13 protein-coding genes are annotated in these 12,800 nt (G+C 70.8%); 4 read left to right on the plus strand and 9 right to left on the minus strand.

Annotated elements, in window-relative coordinates; genetic code table 11:
• Together OO68_RS47950 and OO68_RS35030 are read right to left on the minus strand one after the other, a co-directional pair.
• The gene (locus OO68_RS47950) at positions 1–396 is read right to left on the minus strand and encodes a hypothetical protein (RefSeq protein WP_245237279.1); all 396 of its coding nucleotides are present in this window, start codon (positions 394–396) and stop codon (positions 1–3) included.
• Between the two features lie 1,033 nt (positions 397–1,429).
• Positions 1,430–1,771, minus strand: a complete 342-nt coding sequence (locus OO68_RS35030; protein ID WP_157852784.1) for a hypothetical protein — start codon at positions 1,769–1,771, stop codon at positions 1,430–1,432.
• Positions 1,772–2,795: 1,024 nt separating this feature from the next.
• Here OO68_RS35030 and OO68_RS46450 point away from each other — a divergent pair.
• Both OO68_RS46450 and OO68_RS35045 read left to right on the plus strand, forming a co-directional pair.
• A complete protein-coding gene (locus OO68_RS46450; protein WP_033313335.1) occupies positions 2,796–3,101 on the plus strand; it encodes a hypothetical protein in 306 nt (101 codons plus the stop codon).
• A gap of 237 nt (positions 3,102–3,338) precedes the next feature.
• Positions 3,339–3,632 carry a hypothetical protein gene (locus OO68_RS35045; protein ID WP_209442651.1) on the plus strand — a complete coding sequence of 98 codons (294 nt, stop codon included), beginning with the start codon at positions 3,339–3,341 and terminating at the stop codon, positions 3,630–3,632.
• A 16-nt stretch (positions 3,633–3,648) separates the two neighbouring features.
• On the opposite strand, the gene OO68_RS35050 is transcribed toward OO68_RS35045, so the two are convergent.
• A complete protein-coding gene (locus tag OO68_RS35050; protein WP_033313337.1) occupies positions 3,649–3,855 on the minus strand; it encodes a hypothetical protein in 207 nt (68 codons plus the stop codon).
• Positions 3,856–3,873: 18 nt separating this feature from the next.
• Complete coding sequence (locus tag OO68_RS46455) at positions 3,874–4,038, minus strand: hypothetical protein (RefSeq protein WP_157852785.1); 165 nt, start codon at positions 4,036–4,038, stop codon at positions 3,874–3,876.
• A gap of 120 nt (positions 4,039–4,158) precedes the next feature.
• Here OO68_RS46455 and OO68_RS35055 point away from each other — a divergent pair, with 120 nt between their 5' ends.
• Complete coding sequence (locus tag OO68_RS35055; protein ID WP_033313339.1) at positions 4,159–4,836, plus strand: GNAT family N-acetyltransferase; 678 nt, start codon at positions 4,159–4,161, stop codon at positions 4,834–4,836.
• Here the strand turns inward: OO68_RS35055 and OO68_RS35060 are convergent.
• The 5 genes from OO68_RS35060 to OO68_RS35080 all read right to left on the minus strand — a co-directional run bounded on the left by OO68_RS35060 (position 4,803) and on the right by OO68_RS35080 (position 10,312).
• On the minus strand, positions 4,803–5,975 hold the full coding sequence (locus tag OO68_RS35060) for a YncE family protein (protein ID WP_033313341.1): 1,173 nt from the start codon (positions 5,973–5,975) through the stop codon (positions 4,803–4,805). The two genes, OO68_RS35055 and OO68_RS35060, sit on opposite strands and share 34 nt — an antisense overlap.
• Before the next feature lie 74 nt (positions 5,976–6,049).
• Complete coding sequence (locus OO68_RS35065; protein WP_078625637.1) at positions 6,050–6,658, minus strand: ATP-binding protein; 609 nt, start codon at positions 6,656–6,658, stop codon at positions 6,050–6,052.
• A gap of 168 nt (positions 6,659–6,826) precedes the next feature.
• Positions 6,827–7,594: an enoyl-CoA hydratase/isomerase family protein gene (locus tag OO68_RS35070; protein WP_033313344.1), complete on the minus strand. Its 768-nt coding sequence runs from the start codon at positions 7,592–7,594 to the stop codon at positions 6,827–6,829.
• 81 nt (positions 7,595–7,675) lie between these two features.
• Complete coding sequence (locus OO68_RS35075; RefSeq protein ID WP_033313345.1) at positions 7,676–8,908, minus strand: L,D-transpeptidase; 1,233 nt, start codon at positions 8,906–8,908, stop codon at positions 7,676–7,678.
• Positions 8,909–9,067: 159 nt separating this feature from the next.
• Positions 9,068–10,312, minus strand: a complete 1,245-nt coding sequence (locus OO68_RS35080; protein ID WP_033313346.1) for a L,D-transpeptidase — start codon at positions 10,310–10,312, stop codon at positions 9,068–9,070.
• Between the two features lie 186 nt (positions 10,313–10,498).
• Here OO68_RS35080 and glgX point away from each other — a divergent pair, with 186 nt between their 5' ends.
• A complete protein-coding gene (gene glgX / locus OO68_RS35085) occupies positions 10,499–12,751 on the plus strand; it encodes a glycogen debranching protein GlgX (protein ID WP_033313348.1) in 2,253 nt (750 codons plus the stop codon).
• The last annotated feature ends 49 nt before the right edge of the window (positions 12,752–12,800 follow it).

Below are 12,800 nucleotides of genomic sequence, written 5' to 3' on the forward strand. Positions count from 1 at the left end.
TCACGGCCGCGGCGAGCCGCACTCCGGGACGTCCGGCAGCCGGTTGTCCGGCGAGTCGATGCAGAGGGTGGAGATGTACCCGCCGTACTGAGGCAGGAAGGCCCACCACTCGCCGCTGCAAGCCGGCACGGCGACCACCTGGCCACGGGTCCGGCAGCCGACCAACACCTCGACACCGGCCGGAAGTTGCGTGATCAGGGCGTCTCCCATGGACGGGCCCTCGCGGACGTGCACGAACTCGCCCCGGGTGCCGTGCCACGTCCCCGCGGGCAGCACCGCGCCCGGCACGCTCAGCGACCGCGTGAGCCGGCCGAGGTCGGTGTACGCCTTGCCGTACGACGTCCCCACCGGATGCAGCGTCAGCACGGCCATGATCGCGCGGTCGTCCGCGCCCACCGTGCCGGTGGTGTGCAGCGCGGGCGCGTGAGCTCCACGTCCGCGACGGCACCGGCACGGGGGCGGCGGCCGGTCCCGCCGCGGCCTGTGCGCCCGCCGCGAACGCCCCCGACCAGCCCTGCTTCACCGCCCAGGGCCGCTCTAACGCCCCGGCGATGTCGAAGTGCTGGTCGAAGTGGTCCGAGGCGCGGCGTGTCGAGCGGCGCAGGCTGTCCATGACGAAGTCCCGCACGGGTGCGGGTGCCTTCTCCAGGACGTGGCGGTAGATCGTCACGGTGTCCCGGGCCGAAAGCGCGGTGTAGCCCCAGTACCGTTCGTGACCGGCGGGCGGTGGCGCGCAGGTCCAGCCGGGCCGACATCCGGTCGATGATCGCCGAGCCGCCGCACGTCGCCCAGTAGTGGCTGGCTGCCGCGTCGTCACTGCTGCGCAGCATTGGATCCAGCCGGGCCAGGTCGGCCTCGGGGATGGTGTAGCCGGGGCCCGGTCCCACAGGAAGTCCAGGGCCAGCAGCAGTTTGACGACAGAGGCGGACCGGAACCGGGCGCTCGCGTCGATATGCTCGGTGAACGTGCCCGTCCGGCGGTCGAAGACGGCTGCTCCGGCGGTGACGCCGTCCGGTACTTCGGCGGTCCGGGCGGCCGCCCCCGGCCGGGGGTTCGCCGCCGCGCCGCCCGGAAGACGCGTGACCGCTGCGACGGTCGAGGGCGCGGCGGCTCCACGGAGGAGTCTGCGCATGGTTGTCCTTCCTGATCGCCCGGTCGCCCGGGGGAGTTCGGAGCCTGCACCGACACACCAGGAGCCCGAGTGGTGCGGGCGGCCCTGCCGGATGTCAGCGCCTTGCCTTCGACCCTGACAAGTGTCAGGTGCTGCCCCGGGTGCGCACCGGACGCGGCCGAAAACCGCTCGACGGGCACGGCTGCCTGTGTCTACGATCACGGCGCGGCATCGCGTGTCGGTCACCGGCCGGGTGAGGCATGGAGGCGCTGCGGAGATGCCCGTGAAGGCGGACCCATGCCGTCGATGAATGTCTGGTCAGGAGATGCCCTGCCCGCTCTCCTCGCAGCGCAGGGCGAGGACGTCGGCCGCCTCGATGCCGGACAGGTAGGCCGGCGCGACTTCGAGCATCAGCTCGCCGATCGCATGCGTGCTGGTGGCGAGTTCGTCGACGGCGCGGCCGGGGGGCGGGGCGGTGCGGACGTCGCGGACGGCCTGGCGGACCACCGCGAGCACCGTGGGCTCATCGAGGGCCTGGAGGCCGCTGTGGGCGAGCGTGGCGAGTCGGCGGGTGATCAGCTCCGCGACGTCGCCGCTGCGGCTGGAGACGGCGATCAGGGCCCGCTGGACAGCCCGTAGTTGACCTGGCGGCTTCCGCACGGTCGGCAAGCTGCCCGAGCGCAGTTACAAGTAGTCCCTCACGCTCCGCGCAAAGTTCCGACGGGCTTCCACCAGAGCATCGAAGTCAGGAAACTGCGAATCCCTCCACTCGTGAAAAGGCCGCGCCCTTTCGTACCTGATTTGGATCTTGAAGGCGAAGCAGGCTCTACTGCAGCGGTCAGCTATGTCGCTGGCCTTCGACGCGACATCGTCTGGCCCGTGCATCTCGATGACGACACATGCGTGCCGGATACGACGGTAAGCAGCGTCCATCTCAGTGAGCCACACGCCCGCCTCGCGCATGTCTCTTCGTACCGGCCGTGAGTGCCACCGCCGAAAGCGCCGCCATTTTGTCCGACTTAGGTGCAGCAGAAAGGCCACGCCCCTGAGGTCGGGGCGTGGGCGCAAGGGAGGTGGCTCCGACGAAAAGAGCCGGTCGTGGTACTGGTTCGGCGGGTACCGTCTCAGCAACGCCTCGAAGTCAACTAGCTCCGCGAGCAACGCGGTATACGCATTCAGACGACTGGAACGCATCCACTGAAGGTGAGCAGCTTCTGCCTGGACATCCGCACTACTAGACGTCGCGCTAGCCTGAGCACGTGCACCCCTCGCCTGCGCAAAGGCGCCGGCGAGCGCAAGACCAGCAGCCAGCAATGCAGTCACCGCAGGCACAGCAATCTCTTCCCCCATGGGCGCAGTGTGCCCGAGCATCAAGCTCTACAAGCCGATCTCCACTCAACTCACGGTGCTGCGGCCGGCCGCCTCGACTACGGCTGGGCGTGATGCCGGTCGAAACACGAGCCCGCTTACACAGACCGCGATGCTCGCCCCATTCCTCCGGCGAGCGGGGTGAACAGGTGAGGGACGGGGCCTGCAGCAAATCCGCGTAGCTCTGGCCGCCGAGGAAGATCACGTCAGCGTCGTCGGTGCCCAGCGGGTGCCGTGTGAAGAGCAAGCTTCTCAGCCGTGACGGCTCGTTCATGGCCGAGCCTCACGTTGTACGGAGGCTGCGGCGGCCGCGCCGGTGTCTCTCCGCGAGACAGGCTGGGGCTGGCGGCACGGCACCGTGGATCGCGGCGAGGGAGCGGGCGACATCGAGGAGCCGGTACGCCTGGGCGCGGCTGATGCCGACTCCGCCCAGCAGTACGACTCCCACGAGGTGAAGCCCAGCGGCTCCCAGACGCGGGCGGCGTGCGCGTCGCGGACCCGGTCGGCGAGGACCGCTACGGAGCGCCGGACGTCGTCCATCGCCAGCCCGGTCGTCATCTCCCGGGCGCGGGCCGCGGTCAGCGGCGGCCGCGCCGGTTCGACGCAGTGCTCCTGGTCCTGATGTGCTCGCCCACGACTCCATCGGCCTCCGCGCCTATGAGCACCACCAGGGCGTGCGGGAGGCACAGGGCGCGAGCTCCACCTCACAGGCTCACAGCCTCACAGTTCTCCTCGTTCACCTGGGGAAACGGCCTGTGAGCCTTATAGCCTCACAGCGTGACACCGCGCGGGGAGCGGGTCTGTCACGCTGATCCGCGACGGCGGGCGCGGGGCCTGCCGCACGAGGCGAGGGGGCCGGGTGGCGGGGATCGAGCGGGAGCCGGCTGAGGTCAGGATCCCCAAGACGGCGCTGGACGCCTTCGCCGCGGCGCTGAGCGTGCGCGCTGTGGCGATGCGGACCTGGCCCGACGGCATCGAGTGGATGTACCCGGTGGGCACGTGGGACGAGGCGCATCTGGAGGTGGCGCTCATGCCTGGCGGCGAGGAGGTGTGGCTTCGGATGTCGACCGACCGTTCCAGCGTCGCCGTGTGGACCATCGAACAGTGGTGGGACTTCGTCGGCGAACTGCCCGGCGCGGTGCCGCAGGACTGAGCCGGGGCGCTGGGGGTCAGATGCTCTTGATGACCCGGCTGATTTCGAACGGCACCTCCTCCGCTACCACGAACAGCGGTTCCAGGATCCCCATGTACACCGGGTCCGTCCACGACGGGCTGTGCTCGGTCATCAAGCAGCCTGCCGCTTCCTCCTTGGTCCGGGGGTGGGCGGCTCCCTCCTCTCGGGCGATCTCGACAACGATCTCGGTCGCGGTGTCCACGCCGTCCCGCAGCTGGGACTACCGCTCCGCCATTTCCTCCCGATCGTCACCGAACCTGCGCTCGTGGACGGGCAGGAAGTCGGCCGCCGGCACCGACAACGCCTCGCGCAGCTGGCCAAGGGTCGGCTCCTGGCAGAGCGCTTCCACGGCGGCGGCCGTCAGCGGCGGCTTTGCGTGGGCCACGCGCTCCAGCACGGTGATGCCCAGGACGGCAGTTCCCCGATGGTGAGCAGTCCGGTGCCGTCGTCGATCATGTCTGCGAGTCTGGACCCTCCATCGGGTGGAGACTCAAGGAGCGCGACGATGGCCGACGGCCTGGGGGACATACTCGACGCGGCGGCGCACGGCGTCTTCCCGCCCGCGGACGGCGGGACGACGATCGTTCCCCAGCCCTCACGCCGGGACGCGGGGGTCCTCGCCTTCACGGCCCACTCGGTCGTCTTCACCGACGAGGACCCGGACTGGGTCCGCGAGGCTCTCGCCCGGACCGACTGCGACGCCCTCGCGGCCACGATGAACGCCCGCTTCCTGACGGCCCTGATGGACCGGACGGGGCGGGTCTCCGACACGGTCGACGTGCTGCTGACCGGTGCCGCGCTGCCCGGGGAGCCGTCGGTCGCGCTGACGGAGATCGACGACCCCGGGCATCCGCGCGTGGCATCGGCCCGCAGGCGGCGGGACGGCGTGCGGGTGTGGGCGGCGGACGGCGGGGTGCTCGTGCTGGGCCGTGGGGTGGCCGGACGGTGGGAGGTCGCCGTCGAGGTGGACGAGGGGGCGCGGCACCGCGGGGTCGGGAGGCGGCTGGTCACGGCGGCGCGGCAGCTGCCCGGGGGCGCCCCGGTGTGGGCGCAGGTGTCGGCGGGGAACGCCCGCAGTCTGCGGGCGTTCCAGGCGGCCGGTTACCGGCCGGTGGGCTCGGAAGCGCTGCTCGTCCCCGGAGCCGGGCGTCAGCGGAAGATGCCCGTGTGGCCGAGCGAGTAGCGGCCGGGCTGCGGGTAGACCGCGAGGCCGTGCGGGCCGCTGCCGACCGGGATGCGGGCGAGCTGGGTGCCGGTGCGGGTGTCGATGGCGTACACCTCGGCGTCGTAGCGGCCGGACAGCCACAGCACCTTGCCGTCGGCGGAGACGCCGCCCATGTCGGGGCTGCCGCCGTCGGGCAGGTCCCACTTCTTGGTCAGCTTGTTCTGCGTGAAGTCGAAGACGGAGACGGTGCCCTCGCCGCGGTTGGACACGTACATCTCGCGGGAGTCGCGGCTGACGTAGAGGCCGTGGCAGCCCTTGCCGGTGGGCATCAGGGTGGGCTCGGTGAACGTGTCGCCGTCCAGGACCCACATGCCGTGGGCCATCATGTCGGCGATGTAGAACCTCTTGCCGTCGGGCGAGATCTTCACGTCCTGCGGCATGGCGCCCTCGAACGGCAGCCGCTGCTGCCCGACGACCTCCATCTTCTCGGTGTCGACCTTGAGCAGTTCGCCGCTGAACTCGCAGGAGACGATGAAGTAGCGGCCGTCGAGGGAGAAGTCGGCGTGGTTGACGCCGTAGCAGGAGACCGGGACGGTCTTCTTGACCGCCATGGTGTGCGGGTCGCGGAAGACCAGCTCGCGGTCGAGGGAGGCCATGACGACGGCGTATCTGCCGTTGGGCGTGAAGTAGAGGTTGTAGGGGTCGTGGACCTCCACCTCCTTGCCCGCCTTGCCGGTCTTCGGGTCGATCGGGGTGAGGGTGTGGCCGCGGTTGTTGTTGACCCAGAGCGTCTTCAGGTCCCAGGACGGCACGACGTGCTGGGGCTGCCGGCCGACGGGGATCGTCTCGATGATCTCGTACGTCTTCGGATCGATGACGGAGACGGTGTCGGACTCGGTGTTGGGGACGTAGACCCGGGACGGGAAGTCCTTGACCACCGGGGACAGCTTGTTCGGGCGGTCGGCCGCGTACACGTCCTCGGGGTCCAGGACGGGCGGCATGCCGGGCAGGCCCTCCACGGGCTTCTTCTCGGGCGGGGCGGGGACGGCGGCCTTGGTGCCCCGTGCCTCGGAGGTCCGCTCCCCGGTGCCGCAGGCGGAGAGGACGGCGAGGGCGGCACCCGCGACCAGGGCGCTTCTGACGAGATGGCGGTGCATTGCACCATTTAATGGGCGTCTCGCAGGGAAACGCGCGATTCGTCCGTCCGGCGGCCGGGTGAGGCAGCGCGCGGTCAGCGGTCGGCGACCCGCATCTCGAACCAGGTCGTCTTGCCCCGGGGCAGCAGATCGACCCCCCAGCGGTCGGCCAGCTTGTCGACGAGGAACAGGCCCCGGCCGCTGATGTCCATCTCCTGGACGGGCATCAGGCACGGCAGCCCCCGGGAGGGGTCGCGCACCTCGACGCGGATCCAGCCGCGGCGCCGGTGCAGGCGCAGTCCGAAGACGCGGGCGCCGGTGTGCCGGACGGCGTTGCCGACCAGTTCGGAGACGAGCAGGACCGCGTCCTCGGTGGTCTTGGGGGTGAGCCCCCAGTGGCGCAGGACCACGACCTGGGTGAGCCGTCTCGCGGTGGCGGCGGACTCGGGACGGGACGGCAGTGGAACCTCTGCCTCCGTCGGGTTGCCGTACAACTCCAGCGCCTTGAGCGCGTGTTCGTCCTCGACGGTCGGCGACCAGCGCGCCGCGGACGCATGAGCGTGTCCCCGCGGCTGTTCCATACCCTCCAGCCCCGCCATGCCCCCATCATGGCCGCCCGGAGCGCCGCACGGGGCCGTTCCCGGGGAATACGCCCCGGTGAACGGGCGGTGAAACGGCGGCCCTCTGTCATATGCCGGAGGCACTTCGAAGTCGAGGGAAGCCCCTCCGACCTGCTGGAACGCCCCGTTCCGGAGTGACCGGCGGACTCCCCGACCAGGCGGGCTTAAGGTTGCCTTAAGGCTGCCATAAACCGCCCCATCGAGGGACTCCGGGTCAGACACCGTGTCAATTGCAAGCCCCTGGAGGGCGGTTCAGAGGAACTTCGCCTTGCCCGGCCCCTCCGCCACGAAGCTGCGCATCCCGCGCTCGCGGTCCTCGGTGGCGAACAGGCCCGCGAACCAGTTCCGTTCGATCGCGAGGCCCGTGTCGAGGTCCGTCTCCAGCCCCGTGTCGATCGACTCCTTCGCGGCGCGCAGCGCGAGCGCCGGGCCCTGTGCCAGCCTGGCGGCCCAGGCGTGCGCCTGCGTGTACACCTCGTCGGCGGGGACGACCCGGTCCACCAGGCCGATCTCGCGGGCCTCCTCGGCCTTCACCATCCGGCCCGTGAAGATGAGGTCCTTGGCCTTCGAGGGGCCGACCAGGCGGGCCAGGCGCTGAGTGCCGCCGGCGCCGGGGATCAGCCCGAGCAGGATCTCCGGCTGGCCGAGCTTGGCGTTCTCGCCGGCGATGCGGAAGTCGGCGCACAGGGCGAGCTCACAGCCGCCGCCCAGCGCGTAGCCCGTCACGGCCGCGACGACCGGCTTGGGGATCCGGGCCACCGCCGTGAAGGAGTCCTGCAGGGCGCGGGCGCGCAGGACCATCGCGGTGTGGTCCATGTCCTGCATCTCCTTGATGTCCGCGCCGGCCGCGAACACCTTCTCGCCGCCGTAGACCACCACGGCCCGGACGTCCTCGCGCCGCGTGGCCTCCTCGGCGAGTTCCTTCAGCCGGTCCTGCGTGGCGATGTCCAGCGCGTTCATGGGCGGGCGGTCGAGACGGAGCGTGCCGACGCCTTCAGCGACTTCGAGAGAGACGGTCATAGGCAGCAGGTTAACCACGACTAACGGGTGGGGCCCCGGTGCGGTCCGTCACACCGGGGCCCTCTTGTCAGCAGCGGAGAACTACTTCTTCCACTTCTCCCACGACATGTTCCAGCCGTTGAGCCCGTTGTCCGGGTCGACGATCCGGTCCTCGGAGTTCTTGACGACCACCACGTCGCCGACCATCGAGTGGTTGAAGAACCACGCGGCGGCCACCTTCTTGTCCCAGCCGCCGCGCACGTCGCGCAGGCCGATGCAGCCGTGGCTCGCGTTGTAGTTGCCGAAAGCGCCGCTCGCCCAGTAGTTGCCGTGCAGGAACGTGCCGGAGGTGGTCAGGCGGACGGCGTGCGGGACGTCCTTGATGTCGTACTCGCCGCCGTAGCCGACGGTCTCTCCGTTCATCCGGGTGACCGTGAGCATCTCGCTGATGACCATCTGGCCGTTCCAGGTCTCCATGCCGGGCTTGCCGGTGGTGACCGGGATGGTCTTGATGACCTTGCCGTCGCGCATCACCTTCATGGTGAGCTTCTTGGCGTCGACGACCGAGACCTGGTTGCGGCCGATGGTGAACTCGACCTTCTTGTCCTGCTCACCGTAGACGCCGGAGCGGCCTTCCACGCCGTCGAGGTTCAGGTCGACGGTCACCTTGGTGCCGGGCTTCCAGTACTTCTCCGGGCGGAAGTCGAGGCGGTCGTTGCCGAACCAGTGGCCCTCGACGTCGACGGCCGGCTCCGTCTTGATACGGATGGCCTTCTCGACGTCCTCCGGGTTGGTGATGCCCCGGTCGAAGCGGATGGAGAACGGCATCCCGACGCCGACCTTGGAGCCGTCCTCGGGGGTGAAGGTGCCGGTGAAGGTGTTCTCGGGGGTCAGCGTGGTGAAGCCGGCGTCCTCCGCGGCCGTACGCCCCTCGGAGTCCTTGGCGACCGCGTGGACCGTGTACTTGGTGGCGCCCGCCAGGTGAATGGACGGCGTCCAGCTGGCGCCGTCCTCGGATATCTCGCCGTCGACCTTGTTGCCCTTGGCGTCCTTGACCTCGACCTCGGTCAGCTTCCCCTTCTCGGCGGTCACCTTCAGCGCACCGCTCGTGTCGACGGACTTGGCGCCGTCCTTGGGGGTGATGCCGACGACCGCCTCGGACTGCTTGCTCTGCGCGGCGTCCGAGTCCTTGCCCTTGCTGTCGCTCCCGCCGGAACCGGAGCCGCTGCCCCCGCCGCCGCACGCCGTGACGGCGAGCAGCAGCACGCCGAGTATCAGCGCGAGCACTCCGTTCCTGCGCCCAACCGACGCCCCCGATATCGGTCGCCCGTTCAAGTGGTTCTCCCCTCCCCGGGCCTGGTCAGGCCCGCACGCGCACCCGCGCGTCCCCCGCGCGTCGGCGAATAGTAACCACAGGTCGGACGGCATCGGAGGCCCGCGATTGTCACCGTTCGGTCCCAACAGATCGCCGGGTCAACCGGCCCCCCTGTCCGGTTACTTCACCGCACTGCCCGCCTTCCATGCGTTCCAGTCCATATTCCATCCTCCGAGCCCATTGTCGGGAGAGACCTTTTTGTCATTGCTGTTGACGACTTCGACGACGTCCCCGACGAGGCTGCGGTCGAAGAACCAGCCGGCCGGGGTGTCCGAGCCACCGCCCTTCACGTCCCGCAGTCCGATGCATCCGTGACTGACGTTGGTGCGGCCGAAGACGGTGTGGTGCGCCCAGTAGTTGCCGTGCAGGAAGGTGCCGGAGTCGGTCAGGCGCATCGCGTGCGGAACGTCCGGGATGTCGTACTCGCCCTTGCCGTCGCGCTTCTTGAAGCCGACCGTGGCGCCGTTCATCCGGGTGACGTCGAGCATCTCGGTCACCACCATCTTGCCGTTGTAGGTGGTCGTCTTCGGGGCGCCGGCGGTGACCGGGACGGTGGCAAGGGGCTCGCCGTCGCGCCGGACCTCCATGGAGTGCGCGGCGGCGTCGACCACGGAGACCTGGCTGCGGCCGACGGTGAAGGAGAACGTCTTGTGCTGGAGGCCGTAGACGCCGGGCGCCCCCTCCACGTCGCGCAGGCGCAGGGCGACGGTGACCTGGGTGCCGGGTTTCCAGTAGTCCTCGGGGCGGAAGTCGAGGCGGGTCCTGCCGAACCAGTGCGGACGGATCTCGACGGCCGGGCGGGCGGTGACGCGCACCGCGCGTTCGACCGCGGCCCGGTTCGCGATCCTCCGGTTGAACTCCAGGGAGACGATCATGCCGGTGCCGACGGTGGCGCGGTTCTCCGGGGCGACGTAGCCGATGAAGCGTTCCTCCGGGACGTAGGTGGTGAAGGTGGTGCGCCGGGCCGAGCGGCGGCCGTCGCCGGCCACGGCCACCGCGTCGACCGTGTACTTGGCGGCCAGCGCCAGCCGCTCCTCGTCGGGTTCCCAGGTCAGGCCGTCGGCGGAGAGGTGCCCGGGCACCGGGGACTCCTGCGCGTCCTGTGACCTGACGACCTTCACCTTCTCCAGCCGGCCGTCGGGCACGCGCACCCGCAGCCGCTTGCCGGGGCGCACTCCCCTGCTGCCGTCGCCGGGCGAGACCTTGATGACGTCCTCGGGCGCCGGGGGCGCGCCGAACACCCCGGCGATCCCGTCCGCGTCGTCCGAGGTACAGCCGGTGGCCCCGGCGAAGAGCCCTGCCCATGTCACTACGGCGGCCAGTGCGGCCCTCGCGCGCCGCGCGCGCCCTTGTACGTGCCTCACGAGGTGCCCAACGACCGGCGGAGTCCGCGGAAACGACCATGCCCGCCCCCGGGGAAACGTGAGTGCGAGCCACGCTCTGGGCAGAACAGTGGGGAGGACGACGCGCAGGGGAGCCGCGGCCCGGGCCGCAGACAGGGCCGCACCCCTCTGTCCCCCGTCGTCCCACGAGCCGCGGGAGGCTGACAGGTGTCCAGCGCAGCCGAGCAGGAGGCGGTGGCCGGTCGTCAGGCCACCGGGAACGGGCGCCAGGCCGCCGCCGTGAACGGGGCCCGGCCTGCCGTGCCGCCGCCCACCGTGCCCGCGTGGCCGGGCGCGCCGACACCGCTGGGCGCCCGCTTCCGGGTCGGCCCGGACGGAGTGGCGGGCACCAACTTCGCGTTGTGGGCGGGCGGGGCCGAGGGGGTCGAGCTGTGTCTCTTCGACGAGTCGGGCAGGGAGTCGCGGGTCCGGCTCGCCGAGCTGACCCACGAGATCTGGCACGGTTTCGTCCCCGGTGTGCTTCCGGGGCAGCGCTACGGCTACCGGGTGCACGGCCGCTGGGACCCGTGGACGGGCGCCCGCTGGAACCCCGCGAAGCTGCTGCTCGACCCCTACGCCCGCGCCGTGGACGGGGACTTCGGCCTGCCGCCGGAGGTGTACGGGCACGTCCGCGACTGGCCGCAGCAGCATGTCGCCGACACTGTGCGCGACGACCGGGACTCGGCGCCGCACGTCCCCAAGGGCGTCGTCGTCCATGATGACGACGACTGGGCCGACGACCGCCGGCCGAAGACCCCGTGGGCGGACTCGGTGATCTACGAGCTGCACGTGAAGGGCTTCACGCAACTCCACCCGGGCATCCCCGAGGAGCTGCGCGGCACCTACGCCGGCCTCGCGCACCCCGCGGCCATAGAGCATCTGGTGAAGCTGGGGGTGACGGCGGTGGAGCTGCTGCCGGTGCACCAGTTCGCGCACGAGGACCATCTGCTGCGCCGGGGCCTCAGGAACTACTGGGGCTACAACTCCATCGGCTACTTCGCCCCGCACGCGGCCTACGCGGCCTCCGGGACCCGGGGCCAGCAGGTCGGCGAGTTCAAGCGGATGGTGCGCGCCCTGCACGCGGCCGGGATCGAGGTCGTCCTCGACGTGGTCTACAACCACACCGCCGAGGCGGGCGAGCTCGGCCCGACACTGTCCCTGAAGGGCATCGACAACCGCGGCTACTACCGCCTCCAGGACGACGCCCGCCGCTACGCCGACTACACCGGCTGCGGCAACACCCTGCACGTGGTCCAGCCGCACGTGCTGCGCCTGATCACCGACTCGCTGCGCTACTGGGTCACGGAGATGGGCGTGGACGGCTTCCGCTTCGACCTGGCGGCGGCGCTGGCCCGCTCCATGCACGACGTCGACATGCTCTCCCCGTTTCTCGCGGTCATCGCCCAGGACCCGGTGCTGCGCCGGGTGAAGCTGATCGCCGAGCCGTGGGACGTGGGGTCGGGCGGCTACCAGGTGGGGGCGTTCCCGCCGCTGTGGACGGAGTGGAACGACCGGTACCGCAACGCCGTCCGGGACTTCTGGCGGCACGCCCTGCCGGACGTCCGCGAGATGGGCTACCGGCTGTCGGGCTCCAGCGACCTGTACGCCTGGGGCGGGCGCAGGCCGTACGCGTCCGTCAACTTCGTCACCGCGCACGACGGGTTCACCCTGCGGGACCTGGTGTCCTACGAGCGCAAGCACAACGAGGCCAACGGAGAGGGCAACCGCGACGGCACGGACGACAACCGGGCCTGGAACGGCGGCACCGAGGGCGAGACGGACGACGAGGAGGTGCGGGCGCTCCGGCGCCGGCAGCTCAGGAATTTGCTGACCACCCTGCTGCTCTCGACGGGCGTGCCCATGCTGGTCGCGGGCGACGAACTGGGCCGCACCCAGCGCGGCAACAACAACGCCTACTGCCAGGACAACGAGATCAGCTGGCTGGACTGGGGACTGCTGGAGGATCCGGGCTGGCAGTCCCTGTTCGCGCTGACCTCCCGGCTGATCGCGCTGCGCCACCGCCACCCGGTGCTCAGGCGCCGGGCGTTCTTCTCGGGCCGGGCCCAGACCGCGGACGGGCTGCGCGACCTGGCCTGGTTCACGTCCCGGGGCACGGAGATGACGGAGCAGGACTGGTACGCGCCCGCCGCCACCCTGGGCATGTACCTGTCCGGCCGGGACATCCCGGGGCGCGACGAGCGCGGGGAGCAGATCCTCGACGACAGCTTCCTGGCCGTCCTGCACGCGGGCGAGGGGCCGGTGGACTTCACCCTGCCGGGGCCGCCGTGGGCCGAGCGGTACGAGGTCGTCGTCGACACGAGCCGGGAGGAGCAGGGGGAGGCGCCGGGCGTGGAGCACCGGGCGGGGACGGAGATCACGATGCCGGCGCGGGCGGTGCTGCTGCTGCGGGTGGCGGGGTGACCCCGGCGGGGCGGCCGGCGGGTGCGGACGGGCAGCACGCAGCAGGCGG

It is taken from the genome of Streptomyces iakyrus (assembly GCF_000717055.1).
Taxonomy (GTDB): Bacteria; Actinomycetota; Actinomycetes; order Streptomycetales; family Streptomycetaceae; genus Streptomyces; species Streptomyces iakyrus.

What these genes read in the sequence shown, in the direction of transcription:
- OO68_RS35055 (WP_033313339.1), top strand. Translation starts at nt 4,159, where the DNA reads ATGGCCGACGGCCTGGGGGACATACTCGACGCGGCGGCGCACGGCGTC.
- OO68_RS35060 (WP_033313341.1), bottom strand. Translation starts at nt 5,975, where the DNA reads ATGCACCGCCATCTCGTCAGAAGCGCCCTGGTCGCGGGTGCCGCCCTC.
- OO68_RS35070 (WP_033313344.1), bottom strand. Translation starts at nt 7,594, where the DNA reads ATGACCGTCTCTCTCGAAGTCGCTGAAGGCGTCGGCACGCTCCGTCTC.